The 21,542-nt window shown below is 69.7% G+C and carries 16 protein-coding genes; 11 read left to right on the top strand and 5 right to left on the bottom strand.

Going from position 1 to position 21,542, the window contains the following annotated elements:
* Nucleotides 1–217: 217 nt before the first annotated feature.
* The 4 genes from ftsH to rnhA all read left to right on the top strand — a co-directional run bounded on the left by ftsH (nucleotide 218) and on the right by rnhA (nucleotide 5,189).
* On the top strand, nucleotides 218–2,125 hold the full coding sequence (gene ftsH, locus BVIR_RS13320) for an ATP-dependent zinc metalloprotease FtsH (protein ID WP_055038097.1): 1,908 nt from the start codon (nucleotides 218–220) through the stop codon (nucleotides 2,123–2,125).
* A 253-nt stretch (nucleotides 2,126–2,378) separates the two neighbouring features.
* Nucleotides 2,379–3,386, top strand: coding sequence for a 4-hydroxy-3-methylbut-2-enyl diphosphate reductase (ispH, locus tag BVIR_RS13315; protein WP_055038096.1), 1,008 nt, complete (start codon nucleotides 2,379–2,381; stop codon nucleotides 3,384–3,386).
* A 358-nt stretch (nucleotides 3,387–3,744) separates the two neighbouring features.
* Entirely contained in the window at nucleotides 3,745–4,710 is a 966-nt protein-coding gene (thrB, locus tag BVIR_RS13310; protein WP_055038095.1) for a homoserine kinase, read from the top strand.
* Nucleotides 4,707–5,189: a ribonuclease HI gene (gene rnhA / locus BVIR_RS13305; RefSeq protein WP_055038094.1), complete on the top strand. Its 483-nt coding sequence runs from the start codon at nucleotides 4,707–4,709 to the stop codon at nucleotides 5,187–5,189. Before thrB ends, rnhA begins: the two co-directional genes overlap by 4 nt.
* A gap of 96 nt (nucleotides 5,190–5,285) precedes the next feature.
* On the opposite strand, the gene BVIR_RS13300 is transcribed toward rnhA, so the two are convergent.
* Nucleotides 5,286–5,996 carry a GGDEF domain-containing protein gene (locus tag BVIR_RS13300; RefSeq protein WP_055038093.1) on the bottom strand — a complete coding sequence of 237 codons (711 nt, stop codon included), beginning with the start codon at nucleotides 5,994–5,996 and terminating at the stop codon, nucleotides 5,286–5,288.
* 135 nt (nucleotides 5,997–6,131) lie between these two features.
* Between BVIR_RS13300 and purE the strand changes: the two genes are divergently transcribed.
* The 3 genes from purE to BVIR_RS13285 all read left to right on the top strand — a co-directional run bounded on the left by purE (nucleotide 6,132) and on the right by BVIR_RS13285 (nucleotide 8,482).
* Nucleotides 6,132–6,623: a 5-(carboxyamino)imidazole ribonucleotide mutase gene (gene purE, locus BVIR_RS13295; protein ID WP_055038092.1), complete on the top strand. Its 492-nt coding sequence runs from the start codon at nucleotides 6,132–6,134 to the stop codon at nucleotides 6,621–6,623.
* A complete protein-coding gene (locus BVIR_RS13290; RefSeq protein WP_055038091.1) occupies nucleotides 6,620–7,735 on the top strand; it encodes a 5-(carboxyamino)imidazole ribonucleotide synthase in 1,116 nt (371 codons plus the stop codon). The genes purE and BVIR_RS13290 overlap by 4 nt, the downstream gene beginning before the upstream one ends.
* Before the next feature lie 126 nt (nucleotides 7,736–7,861).
* On the top strand, nucleotides 7,862–8,482 hold the full coding sequence (locus BVIR_RS13285) for an EF-hand domain-containing protein (protein ID WP_145911959.1): 621 nt from the start codon (nucleotides 7,862–7,864) through the stop codon (nucleotides 8,480–8,482).
* 66 nt (nucleotides 8,483–8,548) lie between these two features.
* Here BVIR_RS13285 and BVIR_RS13280 read toward each other — a convergent pair whose 3' ends face one another.
* The 3 genes from BVIR_RS13280 to BVIR_RS13270 all read right to left on the bottom strand — a co-directional run bounded on the left by BVIR_RS13280 (nucleotide 8,549) and on the right by BVIR_RS13270 (nucleotide 15,371).
* Complete coding sequence (locus BVIR_RS13280) at nucleotides 8,549–9,958, bottom strand: mannose-1-phosphate guanylyltransferase/mannose-6-phosphate isomerase (protein WP_055038089.1); 1,410 nt, start codon at nucleotides 9,956–9,958, stop codon at nucleotides 8,549–8,551.
* Between the two features lie 98 nt (nucleotides 9,959–10,056).
* Nucleotides 10,057–13,707: a hypothetical protein gene (locus BVIR_RS13275; protein WP_055038088.1), complete on the bottom strand. Its 3,651-nt coding sequence runs from the start codon at nucleotides 13,705–13,707 to the stop codon at nucleotides 10,057–10,059.
* 260 nt (nucleotides 13,708–13,967) lie between these two features.
* On the bottom strand, nucleotides 13,968–15,371 hold the full coding sequence (locus BVIR_RS13270; protein WP_055038087.1) for an FAD-binding oxidoreductase: 1,404 nt from the start codon (nucleotides 15,369–15,371) through the stop codon (nucleotides 13,968–13,970).
* A 390-nt stretch (nucleotides 15,372–15,761) separates the two neighbouring features.
* Between BVIR_RS13270 and BVIR_RS13265 the strand changes: the two genes are divergently transcribed.
* Nucleotides 15,762–16,271: a thioesterase family protein gene (locus tag BVIR_RS13265; protein ID WP_055038086.1), complete on the top strand. Its 510-nt coding sequence runs from the start codon at nucleotides 15,762–15,764 to the stop codon at nucleotides 16,269–16,271.
* 6 nt (nucleotides 16,272–16,277) lie between these two features.
* Here BVIR_RS13265 and BVIR_RS13260 read toward each other — a convergent pair whose 3' ends face one another.
* Nucleotides 16,278–17,216: a 50S ribosomal protein L11 methyltransferase gene (locus BVIR_RS13260; protein ID WP_055038085.1), complete on the bottom strand. Its 939-nt coding sequence runs from the start codon at nucleotides 17,214–17,216 to the stop codon at nucleotides 16,278–16,280.
* Nucleotides 17,217–17,445: 229 nt separating this feature from the next.
* On the opposite strand from BVIR_RS13260, the gene BVIR_RS13255 reads away from it, so the two are divergent.
* The 3 genes from BVIR_RS13255 (at nucleotide 17,446) to BVIR_RS13245 (ending at nucleotide 21,504) form a co-directional block, all read left to right on the top strand.
* Complete coding sequence (locus BVIR_RS13255; RefSeq protein ID WP_082416579.1) at nucleotides 17,446–18,588, top strand: ISAs1 family transposase; 1,143 nt, start codon at nucleotides 17,446–17,448, stop codon at nucleotides 18,586–18,588.
* Between the two features lie 178 nt (nucleotides 18,589–18,766).
* The gene (locus BVIR_RS16950) at nucleotides 18,767–18,907 is read left to right on the top strand and encodes a hypothetical protein (protein WP_197604370.1); all 141 of its coding nucleotides are present in this window, start codon (nucleotides 18,767–18,769) and stop codon (nucleotides 18,905–18,907) included.
* 191 nt (nucleotides 18,908–19,098) lie between these two features.
* A complete protein-coding gene (locus tag BVIR_RS13245; RefSeq protein ID WP_055038083.1) occupies nucleotides 19,099–21,504 on the top strand; it encodes an ATP-dependent helicase in 2,406 nt (801 codons plus the stop codon).
* The last annotated feature ends 38 nt before the right edge of the window (nucleotides 21,505–21,542 follow it).

Raw genomic sequence — 21,542 nt, 5'->3', positions numbered from 1 at the left:
TAATGGACCTCGGCAGTACGTTGGAGAGCCAGGAGCCGCCAAAGCGACCCGTGTTTGCTGTTGCAAGCCGCTTCCCTTGTGGTGCCTCCCGGCGAACCCTAGATTAGGGTTCAACAGGCGGCGCCGGCCGGCGAGCGTCCTTAACGACCGCTCCGGACGAAGGTTTCGTTCCGGATTACGACGCGGGCGGCGTTTTGCCGTTCCGCAGGGGAACCAGATGAACGGAAACCTTCGAAATTTCGCGCTCTGGGTCATCATCGTCCTGCTGCTGCTGGCTCTGTTCACGCTGTTCCAGAATCCGGGTCAGCGCCAACAGGCCAACGAGATTCCGTTCTCGCAGCTTTTGGCCGAAATCGACCAGAGCCGCGTGCGAGACGTGGTGATCGAGGGGGCGAACGTCACCGGCCACTTCAACGACGGCCGCGCGTTCCAGACCTATGCGCCCTCCGACCCCAACCTCGTCCAGCGGCTGTACGGTAAGGGCGTGACCATCACCGCCCGCCCGCAGCAGGATACGCCCTGGTTCATGCAGCTGGTGTTCTCCTGGCTGCCGTTCGTCGCCTTGATCGCGGTGTGGATTTTCCTCAGCCGGCAGATGCAGGGTGGCGCCGGCAAGGCGATGGGCTTTGGCAAGTCGCGGGCCAAGCTGCTGACCGAGGCGCACGGCCGCGTCACCTTCGAGGACGTCGCCGGCGTTGACGAGGCCAAGCAGGATCTGCAGGAGATCGTCGAATTCCTGCGCGATCCGCAGAAGTTCCAGCGCCTCGGCGGCCGCATCCCGCGCGGCGTGCTGCTGGTCGGCCCTCCCGGCACCGGCAAGACGCTGATCGCCCGTGCGGTGGCCGGCGAAGCCAACGTGCCGTTCTTCACCATCTCCGGTTCGGACTTCGTCGAGATGTTCGTCGGCGTCGGCGCCTCCCGCGTCCGCGACATGTTCGAGCAGGCCAAGAAGAACGCGCCGTGCATCATCTTCATCGATGAGATCGACGCGGTCGGCCGTCATCGCGGCGCCGGTCTCGGCGGCGGCAACGACGAGCGCGAGCAGACCTTGAACCAGCTCCTGGTCGAGATGGATGGCTTCGAGGCCAATGAGGGCGTGATCCTGATCGCCGCCACCAACCGGCCGGACGTGCTCGACCCGGCGCTGCTGCGCCCGGGCCGGTTCGATCGGCAGGTGGTGGTGCCCAATCCGGACGTGATCGGCCGCGAGCAGATCCTCAAGGTTCACGTCCGCAAGGTGCCGCTGTCGCCGGACGTCAACCTCAAGACCATCGCCCGCGGCACTCCCGGCTTCTCCGGCGCCGACCTGATGAACCTCGTCAACGAGGCGGCACTGATGGCGGCCCGGCGCAACAAGCGCATGGTCACCCAGGCCGAGTTCGAGGACGCCAAGGACAAGGTCATGATGGGCGCCGAGCGCAAGTCGCTGGTGATGACCGAAGAGGAGAAGATGCTGACCGCCTATCACGAAGGCGGCCACGCGATCGTAGCCCTCAGCGTTCCCGCCACCGATCCGGTGCACAAGGCCACCATCATCCCGCGCGGCCGGGCGCTGGGCATGGTCATGCAGCTGCCCGAGCGCGACAAGATGTCGATGAGCTACGAGCAGATGACGTCGCGCCTCGCCATCATGATGGGTGGACGCGTCGCCGAGGAGCTGGTGTTCGGCAAGGAGAAGGTCACCTCCGGCGCCCAGTCCGACATCGAGCAGGCCACCCGTCTGGCCCGCCTGATGGTGACGCGCTGGGGCTTCTCCGATCAGCTCGGCACGGTGGCCTATGGCGAGAACCAGGACGAGGTGTTCCTCGGCATGTCGGTGTCGCGCCAGCAGAACATCTCCGAGGTCACCGCCCAGACCATCGATAAGGAGGTTCGCCGCCTGATCGAGGAGGGCCACCAGGAGGCGACCCGCATCCTGACCGAGAAGCGCGAGGGGCTTGAGGCGCTGGCCAGGGGTCTGCTCGAATACGAGACCCTGACCGGCGACGAGATCAAGAACCTGCTCGACGGCAACCCGCCGGTGCGCGAAATCGAGCCGGAGCCGGCACAGACCCGGTCCTCGGCCATCCCGCGCCGGCCGCGCCCGAAGGGCGAGGGCGGCCTGGAGCCCCAGCCGCAGGCCTGAGGCTCAGCGTCCAGCCCAATGACCTAAACGACAGGCCCCGGCTTCGCCGGGGTCTGTTGCGTTTGGGAGGATGGTTCTTCCCTTCGCCGCGCCTCTCGACCGGCGGTTTTCGGCGGGCGCCATCGCCGCAGCGGGCCAACGTGTCGCCGCCCCTGACGCTCGCCTCCGCAACTGCCGCGCCTTGACACTCCGCAGCGTGGGGGGTCATGTGCCGGCCGTGCCGCTGAACCCGAGGCCACCTCATGAGGCCGCGATGACCGAGCCCGCGATGACCGCAAAATCCCCGGTCGGGACCGCCCCGGTAGAGACCTTGCCGCCGCTGGAAATTCTGCTGTGTTCGCCGCGCGGCTTCTGCGCCGGCGTGACGCGGGCGATCGACGTGGTCGAAACGGCGCTCAGGCGCTTCGGGCCGCCGGTCTATGTCCGCCACGAGATCGTCCACAACCGCTTCGTGGTGGAAAGCCTCAAGGCCAAGGGCGCGGTGTTCGTCAAGGATCTCCACGAGGTTCCGGACACCGGCGCGCCGGTGATCTTCTCCGCCCACGGCGTGCCAAAGACCGTGGGCGAAGCTGCCGGCGGCCGCCACCTGCTCACGCTCGACGCCACCTGTCCGCTGGTGACCAAGGTCCACCGCGAGGCCGAGATCCATTTCAAGCGCGGTCGCCACGTCGTGCTGGTCGGCCACGCCGGCCACCCCGAGGTGATCGGCACCATGGGCCAATTGCCCGATGGCGCCGTCACCCTGGTCGAGACGGTGGAGGACATCGAGGCGTTCGAGCCGCCGGCCGGTAAGGACCTCGCTTTTGTCACCCAGACCACATTGTCGGTCGACGACACCCGCGACGCCATCGCCGCGCTGAAGCGGCGCTTTCCGGCGGTTGCCGGCCCGCACATCGAGGACATCTGCTACGCCACCACCAACCGCCAGGAGGCGGTGAAGCAGGTGGCGCCGATGGTCGACGCTTTGGTGGTGGTCGGCGCGCCCAACTCCTCGAATTCACAGCGCCTGCGCGAAGCCGCCGAGCGCGCCGGCTGCAAGGTCGCCGTCCTGGTGCAGCGCGCCGACGAGATCGACTGGAGTCGCTTCGAGGGTATCGCCCGGCTCGGGCTTACCGCCGGCGCCTCGGCGCCGGAAGTGCTGGTGGAAGAGATCCTGGCCGCGTTCGCCGAGCGCTACGCCATCACCGTCAGCACCGTGACCACGGTCAAGGAAGACATGTTCTTCCCGCTACCGCGCGAACTGCGGCCGGACGCCGCCTGACACCGCCTCCGGCCGATCTGCACCGACGCCAGCGAAGGCCCACCGCGCCCGCGGTGTCGCTGGCGCGAGCTGAGGTGTGTTCGGGCAGGTTTTTTTCGCAAAACCGCTTTCCAGTTTTGCACATCATGCTCTAAGGGATGGCGTCCGGCACCCGGCCTCCAGGTGCCGCGGACACTTCATTCATGGACTCAATCAATTAGGGTCTGATCCGAAATCCGGCCGATCAGGCCGGAGCTCAAAGGCCGGTCGCCGAAAAGTCCCTTTCCGATCAAGGATTTTTCGGCGAGGTTGGTTCGGGATCACGACGCGATCCGTCGCGGTCGGGCCATGATGGGACTTAAGCGAGCGCGAGCGGACGATGGCTGTCTATACCGACGTCGGAACCGACGAGCTTTCGGCGTTCCTCGACCTCTACGACCTGGGCCAGTTGTTGTCCTGCAAGGGCATCGCCGAGGGCGTGGAGAACACCAACTACCTGATCCACACCACCGCCGGCTATTTCATCCTGACGCTGTACGAGAAGCGGGTCGACCCGGACGATCTGCCGTTCTTCATCGCCTTGATGGAGCACCTGGCCGACCGCGGCCTGACGTGCCCGCTGCCGGTGAAGACCAAGGGCGGCACCGCGCTCGGCACCCTGGCCGGCCGCCCCGCCGCCATCGTCACTTTTCTTGACGGCATGTCGGTGCGCCGGCCCAGCGCCGAGCATTGCGGCGAGGTCGGCGCGGCGCTGGCCCGGCTCCACCTCGCCGGCGCCGATTTCGCGATGACGCGCGCCAACGCGCTGTCGGTGGCGGGCTGGCGTCCGCTGGCCAAGCGCGCCGGCTACCGCACCGACACCGTGGCGCCGGGGCTGGGCGCGCTGATCGCCGAGGAACTGGCGGTCGCCGAAACCAGCTGGCCGAGCGGCCTGCCGGCCGGCGTCATCCACGCCGACCTCTTCCCCGACAATGTGTTCTTCCTCGGCAACCGATTGTCCGGCCTGATCGACTTCTATTTCGCCTGCACCGACACCCTGGCCTACGACATTGCGGTGGGCCTCAACGCCTGGTGCTTCGAGCCCGACGCCTCGTTCAACGTCACCAAGGGCCGCGCCTTGCTGCAACGCTACGAGGCGGTGCGGCCGCTGTCGGCGGCGGAACGCGACGCGCTGCCGCTGCTCTGCCGCGGCGCGGCGCTGCGCTTTCTGCTGACCCGCCTGGTCGACTGGCTGAACGTGCCGGCCGGCGCGCTGGTCAGGCCCAAGGATCCCATCGAGTACCTGAAGAAGCTGCGCTTCCACCGCTACGCCTCCTCGGCCCGCGACTATGGGCTGGCGGCATGACCGCGGCAGAGGAGGCTGCGGCCAAGGCGGCGAAACGGGTGACGGTATGGACCGACGGCGCCTGCTCGGGCAACCCCGGGCCGGGCGGCTGGGGTGCGATCCTCAGCTGCGACGGTGCCGAGAAGGAGCTCAGCGGCGGTGAGGCGCAGACGACCAACAACCGCATGGAGCTGCTGGCGGCGATCTCGGCGCTGGAAGCCTTGACGCGGCCGTGCGTGGTCGACCTCCACACCGACAGCCAGTATCTGCGCCAGGGCATCACCGCGTGGATCGGCGGCTGGAAGCGCAAGGGCTGGCGCACCGCGTCGGGCTCGCCGGTCAAGAACATCGACCTGTGGCAGCGGCTCGACGCTGCGCGCAATGCCCATACCGTCGAGTGGCACTGGGTGCGCGGTCACGCCGGCCACGAGCACAACGAGCGCGCCGATGCGCTGGCCCGCGCCGGCATGACGCCGTTCCTGAAGGGCCGGCGAGGTTAAGCCGGCCTCATCGCCGGGTCGCGGCCAGAGCATCCGCCGAGTCGATGGCACCGGGCGGTCGCCCGAGCATCCTGCCGCGCCCGAGCACGGCGGGCTTTACCTGCCGCCGCCACGGGCGTTCTTGCGCACATACATGGCGCGGTCGGCCCGCGCTTCGGCCACCGCGGGGGTGTCGTCGCCGGTAATCATGGTCACCCCGACCGAGGCGCCGAGTTCGGGCTCGCCGGCTTCGTTGCGGCCCGCCGGCAGCGCCGCGATCATCTCCTCCAGCGCGCGCGCCTTGCGCTCGGCGTCGTCCGGACGGATGTTCCAAAGGATCAGTGCGAATTCGTCGCCGCCGAGCCGGGCGATGCGGTCCGACGCGCGGACGTGGGACACCAGCGTCGCGCTGACCGCGGTCAGCACCGCATCGCCGGCGGCGTGGCCGCGGCGGTCGTTGATGGCCTTGAAGCCGTCGAGGTCGATGTAGAACAGCGCCGCCGACGCGCCGTAGCGCTGGACGTAGGATACCGTCCGCGCCAGCTCGCGCGCAAAGCCGCGCCGGTTGGCGAGCCCGGTCAGCGGGTCTTCCTCGGCGCGGGCGGCGAGCGCCCGTGCCTCCGCACGCGCGGTGGCAAGTTCTCCCTCCAGTCGCTCCACCTCGGTCATGAGCTGCATCACCAGCGACTGGGTGGGTTGGGGCAGGCGGCGGGCATCCTCGGGCTGCGGCGCCTGACGGGCGGTGGAAACCTCCCGACGCGGCGCGCCGGCATCAAGGTCCCGATCCTGCTGGTGCAGTCTGTGCTGTTCGCTCTTGCCGCCGTCCATGGCCCGCTCCCGATCGGCCTGCTGCCGATCCCCGCCACAGTTTAACGTGTCGATTCGGTTTCGTCGCCTTGTCGGCGCGGGCCGGACCCGATAGGGTTCATTTTTCCCAATCTGGAACGCTTCAGTCGATTCGTCATGACCGTGCCGCCCGTCGCCATCATCATGGGCAGCCAATCCGATTGGGATACCATGCGCCACACCGCCGAGACGCTCGATGCGTTGGCGATTGCGCATGACACCCGTATCGTATCGGCTCACCGCACCCCCGAGCGGCTTTACGCCTTCGCCACGGGCGCCAAGTCCGCCGGCTTCAAGGTGATCATCGCCGGTGCCGGCGGTGCCGCCCACCTGCCGGGCATGACGGCGGCGCTGACGCCGCTGCCGGTGTTCGGCGTGCCGGTCGAGAGCCACGCCTTGCGCGGCGTCGACAGCCTGCACTCCATCGTTCAGATGCCCGCCGGCATTCCGGTCGGCACCCTCGCCATCGGCCGGTCCGGCGCGGTCAACGCCGCGCTGCTTGCCGCCGCCGTGCTGGCGCTGTCCGACCCCGACCTCGCCGGTCGGCTGGAGGCATGGCGCAGCCGGCAGACCGCGGCGGTGGCCGAACGGCCGCAAAACCCGGCATGATCAAGCGCGACCTGACAGACCCCGACGCGGCGGGCCCGGTCTCGCCGGCCGTCACGCTCGGCATTCTCGGCGGCGGCCAGCTCGGCCGCATGCTGGCGCTCGCCGCCGCCCGGCTCGGCATTGCCTGCCACGTCTATTCCGACGATCCCGACAGCCCGGCGTTCGAGGTGGTGCGGCGCTTCACCTGTGCCGCCTATACCGACGTCGCCGAGCTTGCCCGCTTCGCCGAAAGCGTCGACCTCGTCACCTACGAGTTCGAGAACATCCCGCCGACCGCGGTGTCGTTCCTGGAAAGCTGCCGGCCGGTGCTGCCCGGCGGCAAGGCCCTCACCATCACCCAGGACCGGCTGAGCGAGAAGCGGTTCGTCACCGGGCTCGGCCTCGTCACCGCGGCGTTCGCTCCGGTCGACTCGCTGGCCGATCTGGTCGAGGCGGTTCATGCCGTCGGCCGCCCGGCGATCCTCAAGACCCGCCGGTTCGGCTACGACGGCAAGGGTCAGGTCGCGATCGTGGAAGACAGCGACCTCGGCGAGGCTTGGCGGGCGATCGGCGAGGCGCCGGCCATTCTCGAAGCGTTCGTGCCGTTCGAGCGCGAAGCCTCGGTGGTGGCCGCACGCGGCGCGGACGGCACCGTGCGCGCCTTCGACCTCACCGAGAACGTCCATCGCAACCACATTCTCCACACCTCGACGGTGCCGGCCGGCGTGCCCGAGCCGGTGCAGCAGGATGCGCTTCGCATCGCCGCCAAGATCGGCGAGGGGCTGGATTTCGTCGGCGTATTTGCGGTCGAGCTGTTCGTGCTGCGGGCGGGGGCGACCTCGCGGCTGGTCGTCAACGAGATCGCGCCCAGGGTGCACAATTCCGGCCACTGGACGCTCGACGGCTGCACCGTCTCGCAGTTCGAGCAGCACGTCCGTGCGGTGTGCGGCCTTCCCTTGGCGATGCCGCGCCGGCTTGGCAACGTGGTGATGACCAACCTGATCGGCACCGAGGTCGAGCAGTGGCGCGAACTGATGGCCGAGCCCGGCGCCGCGCTCCATCTCTACGGCAAGCGGTGCGCGCGGGCCGGCCGCAAGATGGGTCACGTCACCCGCATCAGCCTCGGCGGCTGAGCTGCTGGCCGCCACAATGGTCGAAAATGCGCGCGGTACGAGCAAAACTGCGCCCGCGTTTTCACCGGCTGTCAAGACTTCGGGCGCAGGTTGTAGGCCTGAACTCTCGCGGTAGGCCCGCCCGGATTGTCCCCGGAGGGCGAACCCTGGTGTGGGGCCGCGCAGTTCCGGGGTGTCCTCATGAGTATTTCAGCCGTCTCCTCGAGTTCCGCGACACAAAGCCTGCAGTCGATTCTCGCCAAGGTCGATGGCGACCAGAGCGGCAGCGTCTCCCTGGACGAGATGCTGCAGGCCACGGAAGGCTCGAACCTCGATCAGTCGACCGTCACTTCGGTGTTTGCCAACGCGGACAGTGACAGCAACGGCGAACTGTCGGCGACCGAATTCCAGACCCTGTTCTCCAGCATGTCGACGGAAACGCGCGGCGAGTTGCTGACCGTCCAGGAAGAGTCGAGCGATGTCGTCGAGGTCGCCGAAGCGCTGGCCGGCTATGCCGCGGCCGCTGGCGAGAACAGCCAGGCCGGCGCATCGTCCGGCAGCAGCGGAAGCGGTGGCGGTGCCGGAGGGGCCGGCGGCGCCAGCAGCGAGTCGACCGATCCGGCCGACCTCAACGGCGATGGCCGAGTGACCGCGGCCGAGCAGGCGATCTACGACGCCACGCACGCCGTCTCTTCAACCGAGACCTCTTCACCCGAGGTCTCATCGGCGACGACGTTGGCCGGCGCGACGCTCGACCTTGCCGCCTGAGCAGCCGGACGCGGCGCCGGGACCGTCACCGGTGCCGCTGCCTCGGCGGGCGCGTCCGCCCGGCGATCAGGTGCGGTTATAGACGTCGTCGAAGCGGGTGATGTCGTCCTCGCCGAGATAGCTGCCGGTCTGCACCTCGATGATCTCCAGCGGGATCTTGCCGGGATTGGCGAGGCGGTGGCGCGCGGTCGAGGGGATGAAGATCGACTGGTTTTCCTGGATCAGCTCGACGGTGTCGTTGATCGTCACCTCGGCGGTGCCGCGCACCACCACCCAGTGTTCGGCGCGGTGAAGGTGGCGTTGCAGCGACAGCGTGCGGCCGGGTTGCACCACGATGCGCTTGACCTGGAAACGCTCGCCGCAGTCGACGCTGTCGTAGTAGCCCCACGGCCGGAAGCCGCGGCGATGTTCCGAGGCTTCGCGCCGGCCGTGGGCTTCGAGCTGGCTCACCAGCGCCTTGACGTCCTCGCAGTGGGCGCGGTCGGCCACCAGCACCGCGTTCGGCGTCGTCACCACCACCAGATTCTCGACCCCGACCAGTGCGGTCAGGCCGTGGCCGCCATGGACCAGGCAGCCCTTGACGTCGAGCAGTTCGGTCTCGCCCACGGTGACGTTGCCGGCCTCATCGTGGGGCGAGATCGCGAACACCGCGTCCCATGAGCCGATGTCCGACCAGCGGAATTGGCTCTCCACCACCGCCGCGGCGTCGGTCTTCTCCATCACGGCGTAATCGATCGAGATGCGCGGCGCGCGGCCGAACGCCTCGGCGTCGAGCCGGAGGAACGCGCCGTCCGCTGCGGCGAGGTCCACGGCCGCGGCGACCGCGTCGGAAAGCTCGGGCTGGAAGCGGGTCAGCTCGCGCGCCATGGTGCCCGCGCGGAACACGAAATTGCCGGAGTTCCACAGATAGCCCTCGGCGACGTAGCGCGCCGCCGTCGCGGCGTCCGGCTTCTCGACGAACGCCGCGATGCGGAACACGCCGTCCGCCGACAGCGCGCCGCCGCGCTTGATGTAGCCGTAGGCGGTCTTGGGCTCGGTCGGGCGAATGCCGAAGGTGACGATGTGCCCGGCGGCCGCGGCGGCGTGCGCCGCCTTCACCGCGGCGAGGAAGGCATCGTCGTCGAGGATGACGTGGTCGGCAGCCATCGCCAGCACCACCGCCTCGGGATCGAGCTTTGCCGCCACCGCGGCGCCGGCGGCGATCGCCGCCGCGGAATCGCGGCGCGCCGGCTCCAGCACCACCGCCGGCTCAAGCCCGAGTTCCGCGGCCTGTTGCAGCGCGAAGAACCGGAACGCCTCGTTGGTGACGATCACTGGCGGCGCGAACAGTGCAGGGTCGGCCACCCGCGCCAGCGCCTGCTGGTAGGTCGAGCGGGCGCCGATCAGCGGCAGGAATTGCTTGGGCATGCCGTCGCGCGACACTGGCCACAGCCGGGTTCCGGAGCCGCCGGCAAGAATAACGGGCGTCAACAACATTTCAGCCGATCCCGGTGCAAATCCTCGCGCGGCCAGCAAAGCAGATTCGGTAGCCGTGCCGGGACATAATAGCACCGGGCCGGGCTTCAGACGGTCTGTTATTCCACCGCTGGTCTGCCCTGTTCCTCGTGCAGGGTTCGCTTGAGCCGGTCGATCAGGAACGGCTCGGGCTGCGTCGCCGCCTCGTCCGGCGTCGGCGGCTGCGATCGCGCCGAGCTGCGCTTGGCCGGGCGTTTGGCCGCCGGCATCTCCTGCGGCCTGACCGGCGGAACCGGCACGGCCGTCGCGGGCATCTCGCCGGTCGTGTCGTCTGCGGTCTGGGGCGCCGCCGGCTCGGGCTTCACCTCGGGTTTGGCTTCGGCTTTGGTCTCGGCGGTGGCGTCGGCCGGGGCCGCGGCGGGCACCGCCGCTGGTGCCGCCTGCGGCCGGGGCGGTGGCAGCGGCACCAGTGCCGGGGTCCGCACCGGCGGCTCGGGCGGGATGGCACCGACGATGGCCTGCTCTTCGCGGGCCTTTTCCTCGCGGGCTTTTTCCTCGCGGACCTTGGCGGCGCGGTCGGCCGCCGCCTGCGTCAGGGCGGTCACCACCGCGGCGACGTCGAGGCTGCGGTCGGGCGCCGCCACCGGCCCGGTCCAATGCACGCCGATCTCCGGCGATCCCGGCAGCAGCTCGCTGCGCGGCGCCAGCGCGATGTCGCCGCGCAGCGTCATCGCGGCGAGGTCGATGGCGACGACGCCGCGCACGGCGACGTCCGTGCCGTCCACACGGCTCGGGCCGGCGCGGAGCTGGCCGCCGAGCACGGCGAGCGTGGTCTCGGCCTTGGCGAGGTTGAGCGCGCCGCCAGCCAACGCCGTGGCGACGGTGCCGCGCACCTCGCTCTCGCCCGGCAGCCGCGGGCGGGCAGCGAGGTCGGCCGCAGCGCCGAGCGCCGCCGGCGCCAGGCCGGGCCACGCCAGCGCCTCGACCCGTGCGGTGCCGCGCCCGGCCAATGTCCGAACCAGTTCGGCCGGCGCGCGGCCGGTGCCGGAGGCGCCGAGTTCAAGCCACAGCCGGCCGGTCGGCTTTGCCACGGCGCCCGGCAGCAGCAGGTCGAGGCCGGCATCGGCGAGCGCGAGGTGGAGGTCGGCGCCGACGCCGCCCGGGGCCTTGGTCAGCACCAGCCGGCCTTGTGCCGTGCCGCCGGCGAGCATGCCGGCGGTCAGCACCAGCTCGCTGCGCGGCGTGGCGTGGGCGAGCGCCAGCCTGGCGTCGGCGACACTCACCGCGTCGGACAGCACGAGGTGCGGCGTTGCCAGCCGGAGGTCGAGTTCAAGCGCTGGCAGCGCCGACTTGCCGAACGGCTCGGCCGACCACGTCTTCGCCGGGGTGCCGCCGGCCGGCGTGCTGCGGCCGACCAGCGCCGCCGCCAGCGTCGGCAGGTCGAGCCGGGCGACGTTGAGTTCGCCGCTAAGCTTGGACGCCGGCCCCGGTGCGTCCACCGCCAAGGCGCCACTCACCGCGATGCCGGCGACCGACCCCTCGATCGCCTCCGCCCGCAGCGTCTCGTCCTGGCGCACCAGCCGGAACACCGCCGAAACCGGCAGCGGAGTGCGGCCCAGCGCCGGCGCCAGCTCGGCGAGGTCGGCCTTCGCGACCGAGACGGCAAGGTCGGGGTCGAGCCGGCCGCTATCGAGGCCGAGCCGGCCGCGCGCCTCTGCCTCAAGCGTCGGAACGGCGAAGCGCGCCTCGAGCGCACCGGCCGGCCCGCTCCAGGCCAGGCTGAGCTGGCCGTCGCCGGCGTGGCCGTCGAGCCCGATCAGCGGCAGCAGCTTGGCGGCGCTGGTGGTCAGTTCGGCGCGGATGGTGGTAGCGGCGGGCTGGTCGAGCGGCACCAGCACCGAGAGGTCGAGCGGGCCGGCGGCGGTCTTGCCGCGGGCATCGGCCTTGAGCGCACGGCCATCGACGGTGGCGATCTCGGCGGTGAGCTTCGCCGGGGCGGCGATGCCGGCAAGCCGGTGCAGCAGCGCCGCCGGATACGCCCCGCCGCCGGCCAGCGCGTCGAGGCCGGCGGTGCCGTCGAGCGCGAGGCTCAGCTTGGCCGCGCCCTCCAGCCCGCCGTCGCGGCGGTTCATCTGGCCCTCGGCCTCGGCCGACAGCCCGCCATAGTCGGCGACCTTGAGGTGGTCGATCCGCACCGCGGCGGCATCCCAGCCCAACCTGGCCTCGACCCGGCGGGCGGAGACGCCGGCGTGCTGCAGGGCCTCGAAGGCAAGGTTCAGCCGGACGTCGCCGTCGAGCGCGGTGGCGGCGGTTAGGCCGGCGGTGCGGGCCAGCGATTGCAGCGCGTCGAGGTCGAGCCTTGCGCCGGTGAGGTCGGCGGCCAGTTGGCTGCGCCCGCCGAGCTGGGTCCAGCTCAGCCGGCCCGCCATCTCCATGCCGGCGCCCGCCAGCTTGACGTCATCGAGTTCGAACCGGCCGGGATGAAGGTCGACCTTGGCCTGCAACGTCAGCGGTTCACTGCGGGCGCCGGGCGCGGCGCCGCTGCGGTCGAGCCAGCGCATCAACTGGCCGGGGTCGTCCGCCTCCAGCGCCACCAGCCCCTGGAACCCGGCCTGGGCGCCGCCGTCGCCGGCGACGCGCAGGTTGGCCCGTCCCGGCAGATGGGCCTCGAAATGCTCCACCGTCCAGGCGGCGCGGCCGCCGGCGAGGTCGAGCCGCACGTCGCGCACCGCCTCGCCGCCGAGGGTGACGGCGTCCGCCGACAGGCCGAGCCGGATCGGCAGGCCGGCGGCCTCGGTGAGGTCGGCATTGGCCAGAAGCCCGGCCAGCACCGTCAGCGGCGGCGCCGTGACGCCGGCTTCTGAGCCGAACGCGCGGTCGAGGTCGAGCTGGCGGGCGCCCAGCACGGCGTCGAGCCGCGGCTTTCGGCCGAGGTCGAGCCGGGCCGAGCCTTCCAGCTCCAGCGCCCGCTCCTCCGGGCCGGTGCTGAGGGTGATGGTGTCGAACCGGACCGCGTCCAGCGTCGCCGCCACCTTGCCCGAGGCCAGCATCCGGCCGAGCAGGTCATCACCGGCGCGGCTGACCACGATCTGGCCGTCGAAGCGGGGCTGGCCGTCCTCGACATGCAGCGCGCCGTCGACGTCGATCGAGGGCCGCCCGGACTGCAGCGTCAGTCGCAACCGCAGCCCGGCCTCGGTCCAGCCGCCGGAGGCCAGGCGGAAGGCAGTGCGCGTGCCGTTGGCATCGGTCCGCCCCTCAAGGCGGAACGGGCCGGCGAGGCTGCGCAACTGGCCGGTGGCGTCGATGCCGGTGATGGTGAGGGTGCGGCCGGCGCGGCGCTGGTGGATGGTCAGGGTGGCGTCCTGGACCTGCAACTGCTCGACCGCGAGGTCCCCGGCAACGGCGCTGGCGGGCGCGAGCGCGCCGTTGGCGTCGAGTTCGACCTCGACCTTGGGCTCGACCAGCACCACCTCGTCGGCCTCGATCTCGCCGCGCAGCAGCGCGCCGAGGGCGAGGCTGCCGCGGGCTTCGGCCACGGTGACCAGCACGCCACCTCGAACTGCGGTCACGTTACGGAAGGTGAACTGCGGCGTCGGCAGAATGGCCGCGTCGATGCCGCCGGCGATGGTGGCCGGCGCGCCGAGCACGGCGCTGAGCCGCGCCTCGAACAGGTATCGATGCGCCGACCAGTCCACGAAAAGCGGCGCGGCCAGTGCGCTGATGATGGCAACGATCAGCGCAACAGCCAGACCGAGCAGCGTCGTCTGCATGGACCTCCCCGACCGACCTAACAGGAATCAACGCTGGCCGCGGCGAAGATATGGCGACGCGGCGAATGGGACTCAGGACGGCGAAAACGGTATCATATCAAGGGTGGCCGCCGTCGGGCCGGCGGTATGACGCCGGCCGATTTCCATGTGGGAAACGCGGTGCGGCAGCGAGCGGCGACGCCGCGGCCTCAACCAAAGGTCGCTGCCGGCGGCGGCATCGCGTGTCTTGCGGGCATTGCCCCTGCTTTTGCCATTTTGCGCTAAAGGCGGAAGATCTTGCCCGGGTTCATCAGGTTCAGCGGATCGAGCGCGCGCTTGACCGACCGCATGGCGTCGAGTGCGCCGAGCCCAAGTTCGCTCTCGATATAGCCCATCTTGCCCTGGCCGACGCCATGCTCGCCGGTGCAAGTGCCTTCCATCGCGATCGCCCGCTCGACCAGCCGGCCGAGGAACGCCTTGCAGCGTCCGACCTCGTCCGCATTGGCGTTGTCGAGCACCACCAGCGCGTGGAAATTGCCGTCGCCGACGTGGCCGACCATCGACACCGTGAGGCCGAACGCCTCAACGTCGCGCTTGGTCTCGGCGACGCAGTCGGCCAGGCGCGAGATCGGCACGCAGACATCGCCCGACAGGCCGGCGCAGCCAGGGCGCAGCGCCAGCGCGGCCCAGAACGCGTCGTGCCGCGCCTGCCACAGTTTCGAGCGGCGCTCGGGCTCGGTCGCCCAGTCGAACGGGCCGCCGCCGAGATCGGCGGCGATCTCGCCAAACAGCCGCGCCTGCTCGGCGACCCCTGCGCCGGTGCCGTGAAACTCCAGGAACAGCATCGGCGTCACCGGCAGTTCGAGCTTGGAGTAGCGGTTGGAGGCCGCCACCGCGACCTCGTCGAGCAGCTCGATCCGCGCCACCGGAATGCCGTGCTGGATGGTGGCGATGGTGGCCTCGCACGCCGCCTCGACCGAGGGAAACGGGCAGATGCCGGCCGAGATCGCGTCCGGGATGCCGGCGAGCTTGATGGTGAGTTCGGTGATGACGCCGAGCGTGCCCTCCGAGCCGACCAGAAGCCGGGTGAGGTCGTAGCCGGCCGACGATTTCTTGGCGCGGCGGGCGGTCGTCACCACCTCGCCATTGGCCAGCACCGCCTGCAGCGCCAGCACGTTGTCCTTCATGGTGCCGTAGCGCACCGCGTTGGTGCCGGAGGCGCGGGTTGCCGCCATGCCGCCGAACGAGGCGTCGAAGCCGGGGTCGATCGGGAAGAACAGGCCGGCATCGCGCAAATGGCTGTTGAGCGTGGTGCGGGTGACGCCGGGCTCCAGCACCACGTCGAGGTCTGCGGCGTGCACGGTGAGAATGCGGTTCATCTCGCGGGTGTCGATCGAGATGCCGCCGAACGGCGCGTTGACCTGGCCCTCGAGCGACGAGCCGGTGCCGAACGGGATCATCGGCACGCGGTGGGCGGCGCACAGCCGCACGATCTCCTGCACCTCGGCGGTGGTGCGGGGAAACACCACCGCGTCCGGCGGCTCGGGCTTGAGCCACGTCAGGGTATGGGCGTGCTGGTCGCGCACCGCCTGCGAGGTGACGCAGCGCGATTCAAACCGTTGCGCCAGCGCGGCGACGACGCTCGCCACCGCCTCGGGCGAGGGCCGGCTGTGGGTGTCGGACATAAGATTGCATCCCGTTGCAGAGGTCGGTCACGTCGGCGCCGGCGCCGAGGGCCGGCGGTTCGCTGTTGGCTTCGCCGCGCATCCTTGCGCAGGATCGCGGCAGGGGACGCGCCGCGTGGCGGCCCGTCCCGGCCACCGGCTCAGCCGGTGGAAGAAATGTCACCGGCGGGCGCCGCGTGGCCGCTGGCGACCTTCAGTCACCGCAGGCCGTTGCCGGCTGGTGCCGGCCAAAATGCTCGGAAATCGATAGCCGGCTTGGCATCATCGGCGACCCCGCCGCTGACATCGGCCCGAATGCGCACAATTTGATGAATTCTGAGCATGGCCACTTTCGTTCAATGGAAATAATGGCACACTATAACCTCAGACGCCGGCCTTCAGGATCGTCCGATGCTCGACCGTCTCGATTTCGAACCCGTTTTCTTCGCCCCCTTTGTCTCCTCGGTGATGACTGTGGAGCCTCAGTGGATCGATTACAACGGTCACCTCAACATGGCCTACTACAATGTGTTGTTCGACCGTGCGGTCGACGAGGTTGCGTTGCTGCTCGGTCTCGGCCCGTATTACGCTCGTCATCGCGGCGCGTCCTACGTGAGCGCGGAGGTTCACGTCCGCTATTTGCGCGAGCTGAAGGTGCATGATCCGGTGCGCGTCACGGTGCAACTTCTCGGCTACGATTTAAAGCGGCTGCACCTGTTCCAGGAGCTCTACCACGCCGCCGACGGCTGGATTTCGGCAACGTCGGAGCAGATTGCGCTGCATTTCGATCTCGAGCGCAAGAAGGCGGCGCCGTTCCCCGAGGATATTTTGACCCGGGTGTCGCAGATGAAGCGCGCCCACGGCCGGTTGAAGCCGCCGGAGGGTGCCGGCCGCGCCATTGCCATGTCGCCGGCGGCGTGAGCCGGCTTACCGGCCTCCCGGCAGTTCCATGTCGAGCGTCACCCAGCCCTCCAGCGTGCGGCGGCGCAGCAGGCGCAGGCCCTGGCCGCGATAGGCCGCCACCACCGCGCGGGCGTGGGCCGGCAGAAGCCCGGACAGGATGACGCGGGCACCGGGGGCGAGCTGGCGGCGGATTGCCGGCGCGAGGCCGATCAAGGGGCGCATCAGGATGTTGGCGAACACCAGTTGATAGGGGCCGCCGGCCATCACCTCGGCGCGGTCGAGCCCGCCGGCGTGCACCACCTTCACCAGCGCGCCCGCCTTGTTGAAGCGCACATTGGCGCGGGCGGTGGTCACGGCGTCGTGGTCGATGTCGGTGGCGATGACGCGCTGCTGTGCGGTGCGCGCCGCCGCCAGCGCCAGCACGCCTGTGCCGGTGCCGACGTCGAGCGCCAGTGCGGCGCGGCGCCGGGCCACGCTCGCGCGCCGGGCCGGTCGCGCCTTCCACCACCCGTCGAACCCGGTCAGGCAGCCGCGGGTGGTGCCATGGTGGCCGGTGCCGAACGCCAACGCCGCCTCGATCTCGATGCCGAGCGCGTTGGCGGGAACGCGGGCGCGATCGTGGGCGCCGTGGACGACGATGCGGCCGACCCGCACCGGCTTCAGCCCGTCCAGCGAGGCCGCCACCCAGTCCTTCGGCGACAGCGCCTCGAATTGCAGCGCCGCGGCGGCCTCGTTGCCGGCGGCGTGCGCCACCAGGTCGCGCACGGCGGCCTCGATCGGCGGGTTGGCGAAGTAGATCTCGACGGTCCAGCCGCTTTCGTCCGGCAGTTCGAACGCTGCGACCGCAGTTTCGGCCTCGTCGAAGCTCTCGCCGATCAGGTCGGCGACGCGGCGGGCGTCGCCCTCCCGGGCCAGCAGGCGGGCGATGGTGGAGGGGCTGACGGGCTGAAGGCCTTCGCGCATGAGCTTGGAGCGTCCGAAAAAGGGGGCGCGGGGTTGCGACGAAACCGCGGCCGGACCGGAGCCGGCGCGTTCCGATCCCGCGACCGGATCGGCACCGACTAAACCCCCTCGCCGTTGCCAGCAAGGCCAAACCACCGTCCCGGCAGGGCGATCGGGTGAAGAAAGGGGTGACAAAGGCCTGAAGTGCTGAATCTGTCGGTTCCTCCGATTCGGATGCGGAGGATGGGCGATGGAGCCAGCGGAACCGGACTTTGCCGCGCTTGGGGAAGCTCTTGTTTTCCTGGACTATTTCAAGGACATGCCCGACCCGCGCCAGCGCGGCAAGGTGATGTACTCGCTGGAGGAGGTGCTGCTGCTGTGCCTGCTGGCGGTGCTGGCCGGCGCCGAGACCTTCGTCGACATCGCAAGGTTCGGCGAGACGAAGCTCGACCTGCTGCGCCGGTTCCGCACGTTTCTCCATGGCACCCCCTCGCACGACCACCTCGGCGACATCCTCGCCACCCTCGATGCTGCGCAGTTCCAGCGTTGCTTCGTCGCCTGGGTGGCGGCGGTGACCGGGGCGCCCGCAGACGTGATCGCCATCGACGGCAAGACGCTGCGCCGCTCGGCTAAGAGGGACGCCAAGGCGGCGGTCCACATGGTGTCCGCCTTCGCGGCGCGCCAGCGCCTGGTGCTCGGCCAGGTCAAGGTGGCCGACAAGTCGAACGAGATCGTCGCCATCCCCCAACTGCTCTCCCTGCTGTCGATCGAGGGCGCCATCGTCACCATCGACGCCATGGGCTGCCAGCGCGCCATCGCCGCGCAAATCCTCGCCCAGAAGGCCGACTATGTGCTGGCCCTGAAAGGCAACCAGGGCAGCTTGCGAGAGGACGTCGAGCTGTTCGCCGCCGAGCAGAAAGCCAATGGTTTCAAGGACACAGCGATCAGCCGCCATCACAGCGTCGATGGCGATCACGGCCGCATCGAGACCCGCACCACCACGGTGATGCACGACGTGGCTTGGCTCCGAGACCGTCACGATTGGCCCGGCCTGACCAGTGTCGTCATGGTCGAAAGCATGCGCGAGATCGGCGCCAAGTGCGAGCAGGAGACCCGCTTCTACATCGCCTCGCTGGCGTCCCCGGCCGACCAGCTCGGACCCGTCATCCGCAGCCATTGGGCGGTGGAGAACAGCCTGCATTGGATCATGGACATGGTGTTCCGCGATGACGACTGCCGCGTCCGCACCGATCACGCCCCCGCCAATTTCACCACCCTCAAGCACATGGCCCTCAATCTCATCCGCAAGGCCCCGGGCAAGGATTCTCTCCGCCTCAAGCGAAAAGTCGCCGCCTGGGACGACGACTTCCTCGCAAGTCTCCTGGCAGCGTGATTTTTCACCCGATTGCCCTGACCGTCCCGGCGGCGGTGCCGCCGCCGGATCAGATTGCGGAACTCCCGCCCTCCCGGCGGATTGGTGGGGCGGTCCCGCCGCCCTGGCCGCCAACGTGGTGCGGCTGCAATGGCCGGCGCGGCTGGCTTGGTCGGAGAGCTGTGTAGGAGACATGCAGATGAGGGAATTGGTGCATTACGTTTCCCGCATCACCGAGACGGAAAACCACCAGTTCGCCGAGGCGTTCAAGCGGACGTTCAGCGCGTTTGTCATGATCGTGGTCCTCTCTCATTTGGTCGCGCTGGCCTGGAAACCGTAAAATTCGCAGCGCGCGCCGGCCGGTCGCAGGCTTTGAGCCCGGAAGAAGCCTGGCGGGCTTGGGAGAGAGGGTGGGTTTTGGCGTCGCCGGGGGCGGTATTGTCCCCAGCCCTCGCCATCGTGCCGTGACGGTGCCATTTTGTTCGCATCAGACAGAATCACCGCGCCGCCGTCGCGGCCGAGAGAGAGCATTTGACCGAACATCGCGACACGCCGCCTGGTTCCGCCCCGCCGGCGCCGCGGCCCGGCGGGCTTGCCGCCCGCGCCGTGGCTGCCGGCCGCCCGCGGCCCAGCTACCTCGACGGCCTCAATCCCGAGCAGCGCCAGGCGGTCGAGGCGCTGGACGGCGCGGTGCTGGTGCTGGCCGGCGCCGGCACCGGCAAGACGCGGGTGCTCACCACCCGCATTGCCCACATCTTGGCCTCCGGCCGCGCCTTCCCCTCGCAGATCCTGGCGGTGACCTTCACCAACAAGGCGGCGCGGGAAATGAAGGAGCGGATTTCCGCGATGGTCGGGGAGGCGGTGGAGGGCATGCCCTGGCTTGGCACCTTCCACGCCATCGGCACCAAGATCTTGCGCCGCCACGCCGAGTTGGTCGGGTTGAAGCCCAACTTCACCATCCTCGACACCGACGACCAGATCCGGCTCATCAAGCAGATCCTGTCGGCCGAGAACCTCGACGACAAGCGCTGGCCGGCGCGCACCCTGGCCGGCATGATCGATGGCTGGAAGAACCGCGGCCTGACGCCGGACCAGGTTCCGGCCGGCGAGGGCGCGGTGTTCGCGGGCGGCCGCGGCGTGGCGCTGTACGCCGCCTTCCAGGACCGGCTGAAGACGCTGAACGCCACCGATTTCGGCGATCTGCTGCTGGAGCCGATCCGGCTGTTCCGCCTTAACCCCGACGTGCTGGCCGACTATCAGCGCCGCTTCCGCTTCCTGTTGGTCGACGAGTATCAGGACACCAACGTCGCGCAGTATCTGTGGCTGCGGCTGCTCGCACTGGGCGGCAAGAACATCTGCTGCGTCGGCGACGACGACCAGTCGATCTATGGCTGGCGCGGCGCCGAGGTCGACAACATCCTGCGCTTCGACCACGATTTTCCCGGCGCGACCGTGATCCGGCTGGAGCGCAACTACCGCTCGACCGGCCACATCTTGGCGGCGGCCTCCCACCTCATCGCCCACAATGAGGGCCGACTCGGCAAGACGCTGTTCACCGACGACGAGCCGGGCGAGAAGCCGACCGTGACCTCGACCTGGGACTCCGAGGAGGAGGCTCGCGCTGTCGGCGAGGAGATCGAGAGCCTGCAGCGCCGCGGCCACAAGCTCGACGACACCGCCATCCTGGTGCGCGCCTCGTTCCAGATGCGCGAGTTCGAAGAGCGCTTCATCACCCTCGGCCTGCCCTACCGCGTCATCGGCGGCCCGCGCTTCTATGAACGCGCCGAGATCCGCGATGCCTTGGCCTATTTCCGCTGCGTGGTGCAGCCGGCCGACGACCTCGCGTTCGAGCGCATCGTCAATGTGCCCAAGCGCGGCCTCGGCGAGGCCTCGATCAAGCAGATGCACGACCACGCCCGCGCGGCCGGCATTCCGCTGATGCAGGCCGCCCGCGACATTGTTGAGACCGACGCCCTGAAGCCGAAGGCGCGCACCTCGCTCCGCGAGCTGTTGCAGTGCTTCGAGCGCTGGCGCGGCGACCTCGACGGCAAGCCCCACACCGAACTGGCCGAGATCATCCTGGACGAGAGCGGCTACACCGGCATGTGGCAGCAGGAGCGCACGGCGGAAGCCACCGGCCGGCTGGAGAACTTGAAGGAGCTGGTGCGCTCGATGGAGGACTACGCCAACCTGCCGGCGTTCCTGGAGCATGTTTCGCTGGTGATGGAGTCCGACCGCTCGGACGGGGTCGACGCCGTCAGCATCATGACGCTGCATTCGGCCAAGGGCCTGGAGTTCGAGACGGTGTTTCTGCCGGGCTGGGAGGAGGGGCTGTTCCCGCACCAGCGCGCGCTGGACGAGAGCGGCCGCGCCGGCCTGGAGGAGGAGCGGCGGCTGGCCTATGTCGGGCTGACGCGGGCGCGGCGCCGGGCGAAGATCTATTTCTCCGCCAACCGCCGCATCCATGGCCTGTGGTCGTCGACCATTCCCTCGCGCTTCGTCGACGAATTGCCCGAGGACCACGTCGAGGTCGAGGAGAGCAAGGGCAAGCCCGGCTGGGGCGGCGGCATGGTCAGCCGGTTCGACCGGGCCGACCCGTTCGCCTCGTCGAACTACGGCACGCCGGGCTGGCAGCGCGCCAAGGCCGGCGGCGGACAGGGCGGCGGCTTTGCCGAAGGCGGCGCCGGCGCGCTGGAGCGCGGCCGCTTCGGCGGATCAAGCCGCGGCGCGTTCGGCCATGCGTCCGGCGGCAAGGTGATCGAGGGCGAGCTGATCGCCAAATCGACCGGTGGTTCGAGCTTCTCGCGCGGCGACCGGGTGTTCCACGTCAAGTTCGGCTATGGCGAGATCATCGCCCTCGACGGCAACAAGCTCACCGTGCAGTTCGACAAGGCTGGCGAGAAGAAGGTGGTCGATAGTTTTGTCGAGAAGGTGTGAAGGACTTGGGGCTCGGGCTGGTTCGTGCCATCTACAAG

The sequence above is a fragment of the Blastochloris viridis genome (genome assembly GCF_001402875.1).
Classification (GTDB): Bacteria; Pseudomonadota; Alphaproteobacteria; order Rhizobiales; family Xanthobacteraceae; genus Blastochloris; species Blastochloris viridis.
Note: the sequence above shows the minus strand (reverse complement) of the source record. Positions and strands in the feature narration are given on the sequence as shown.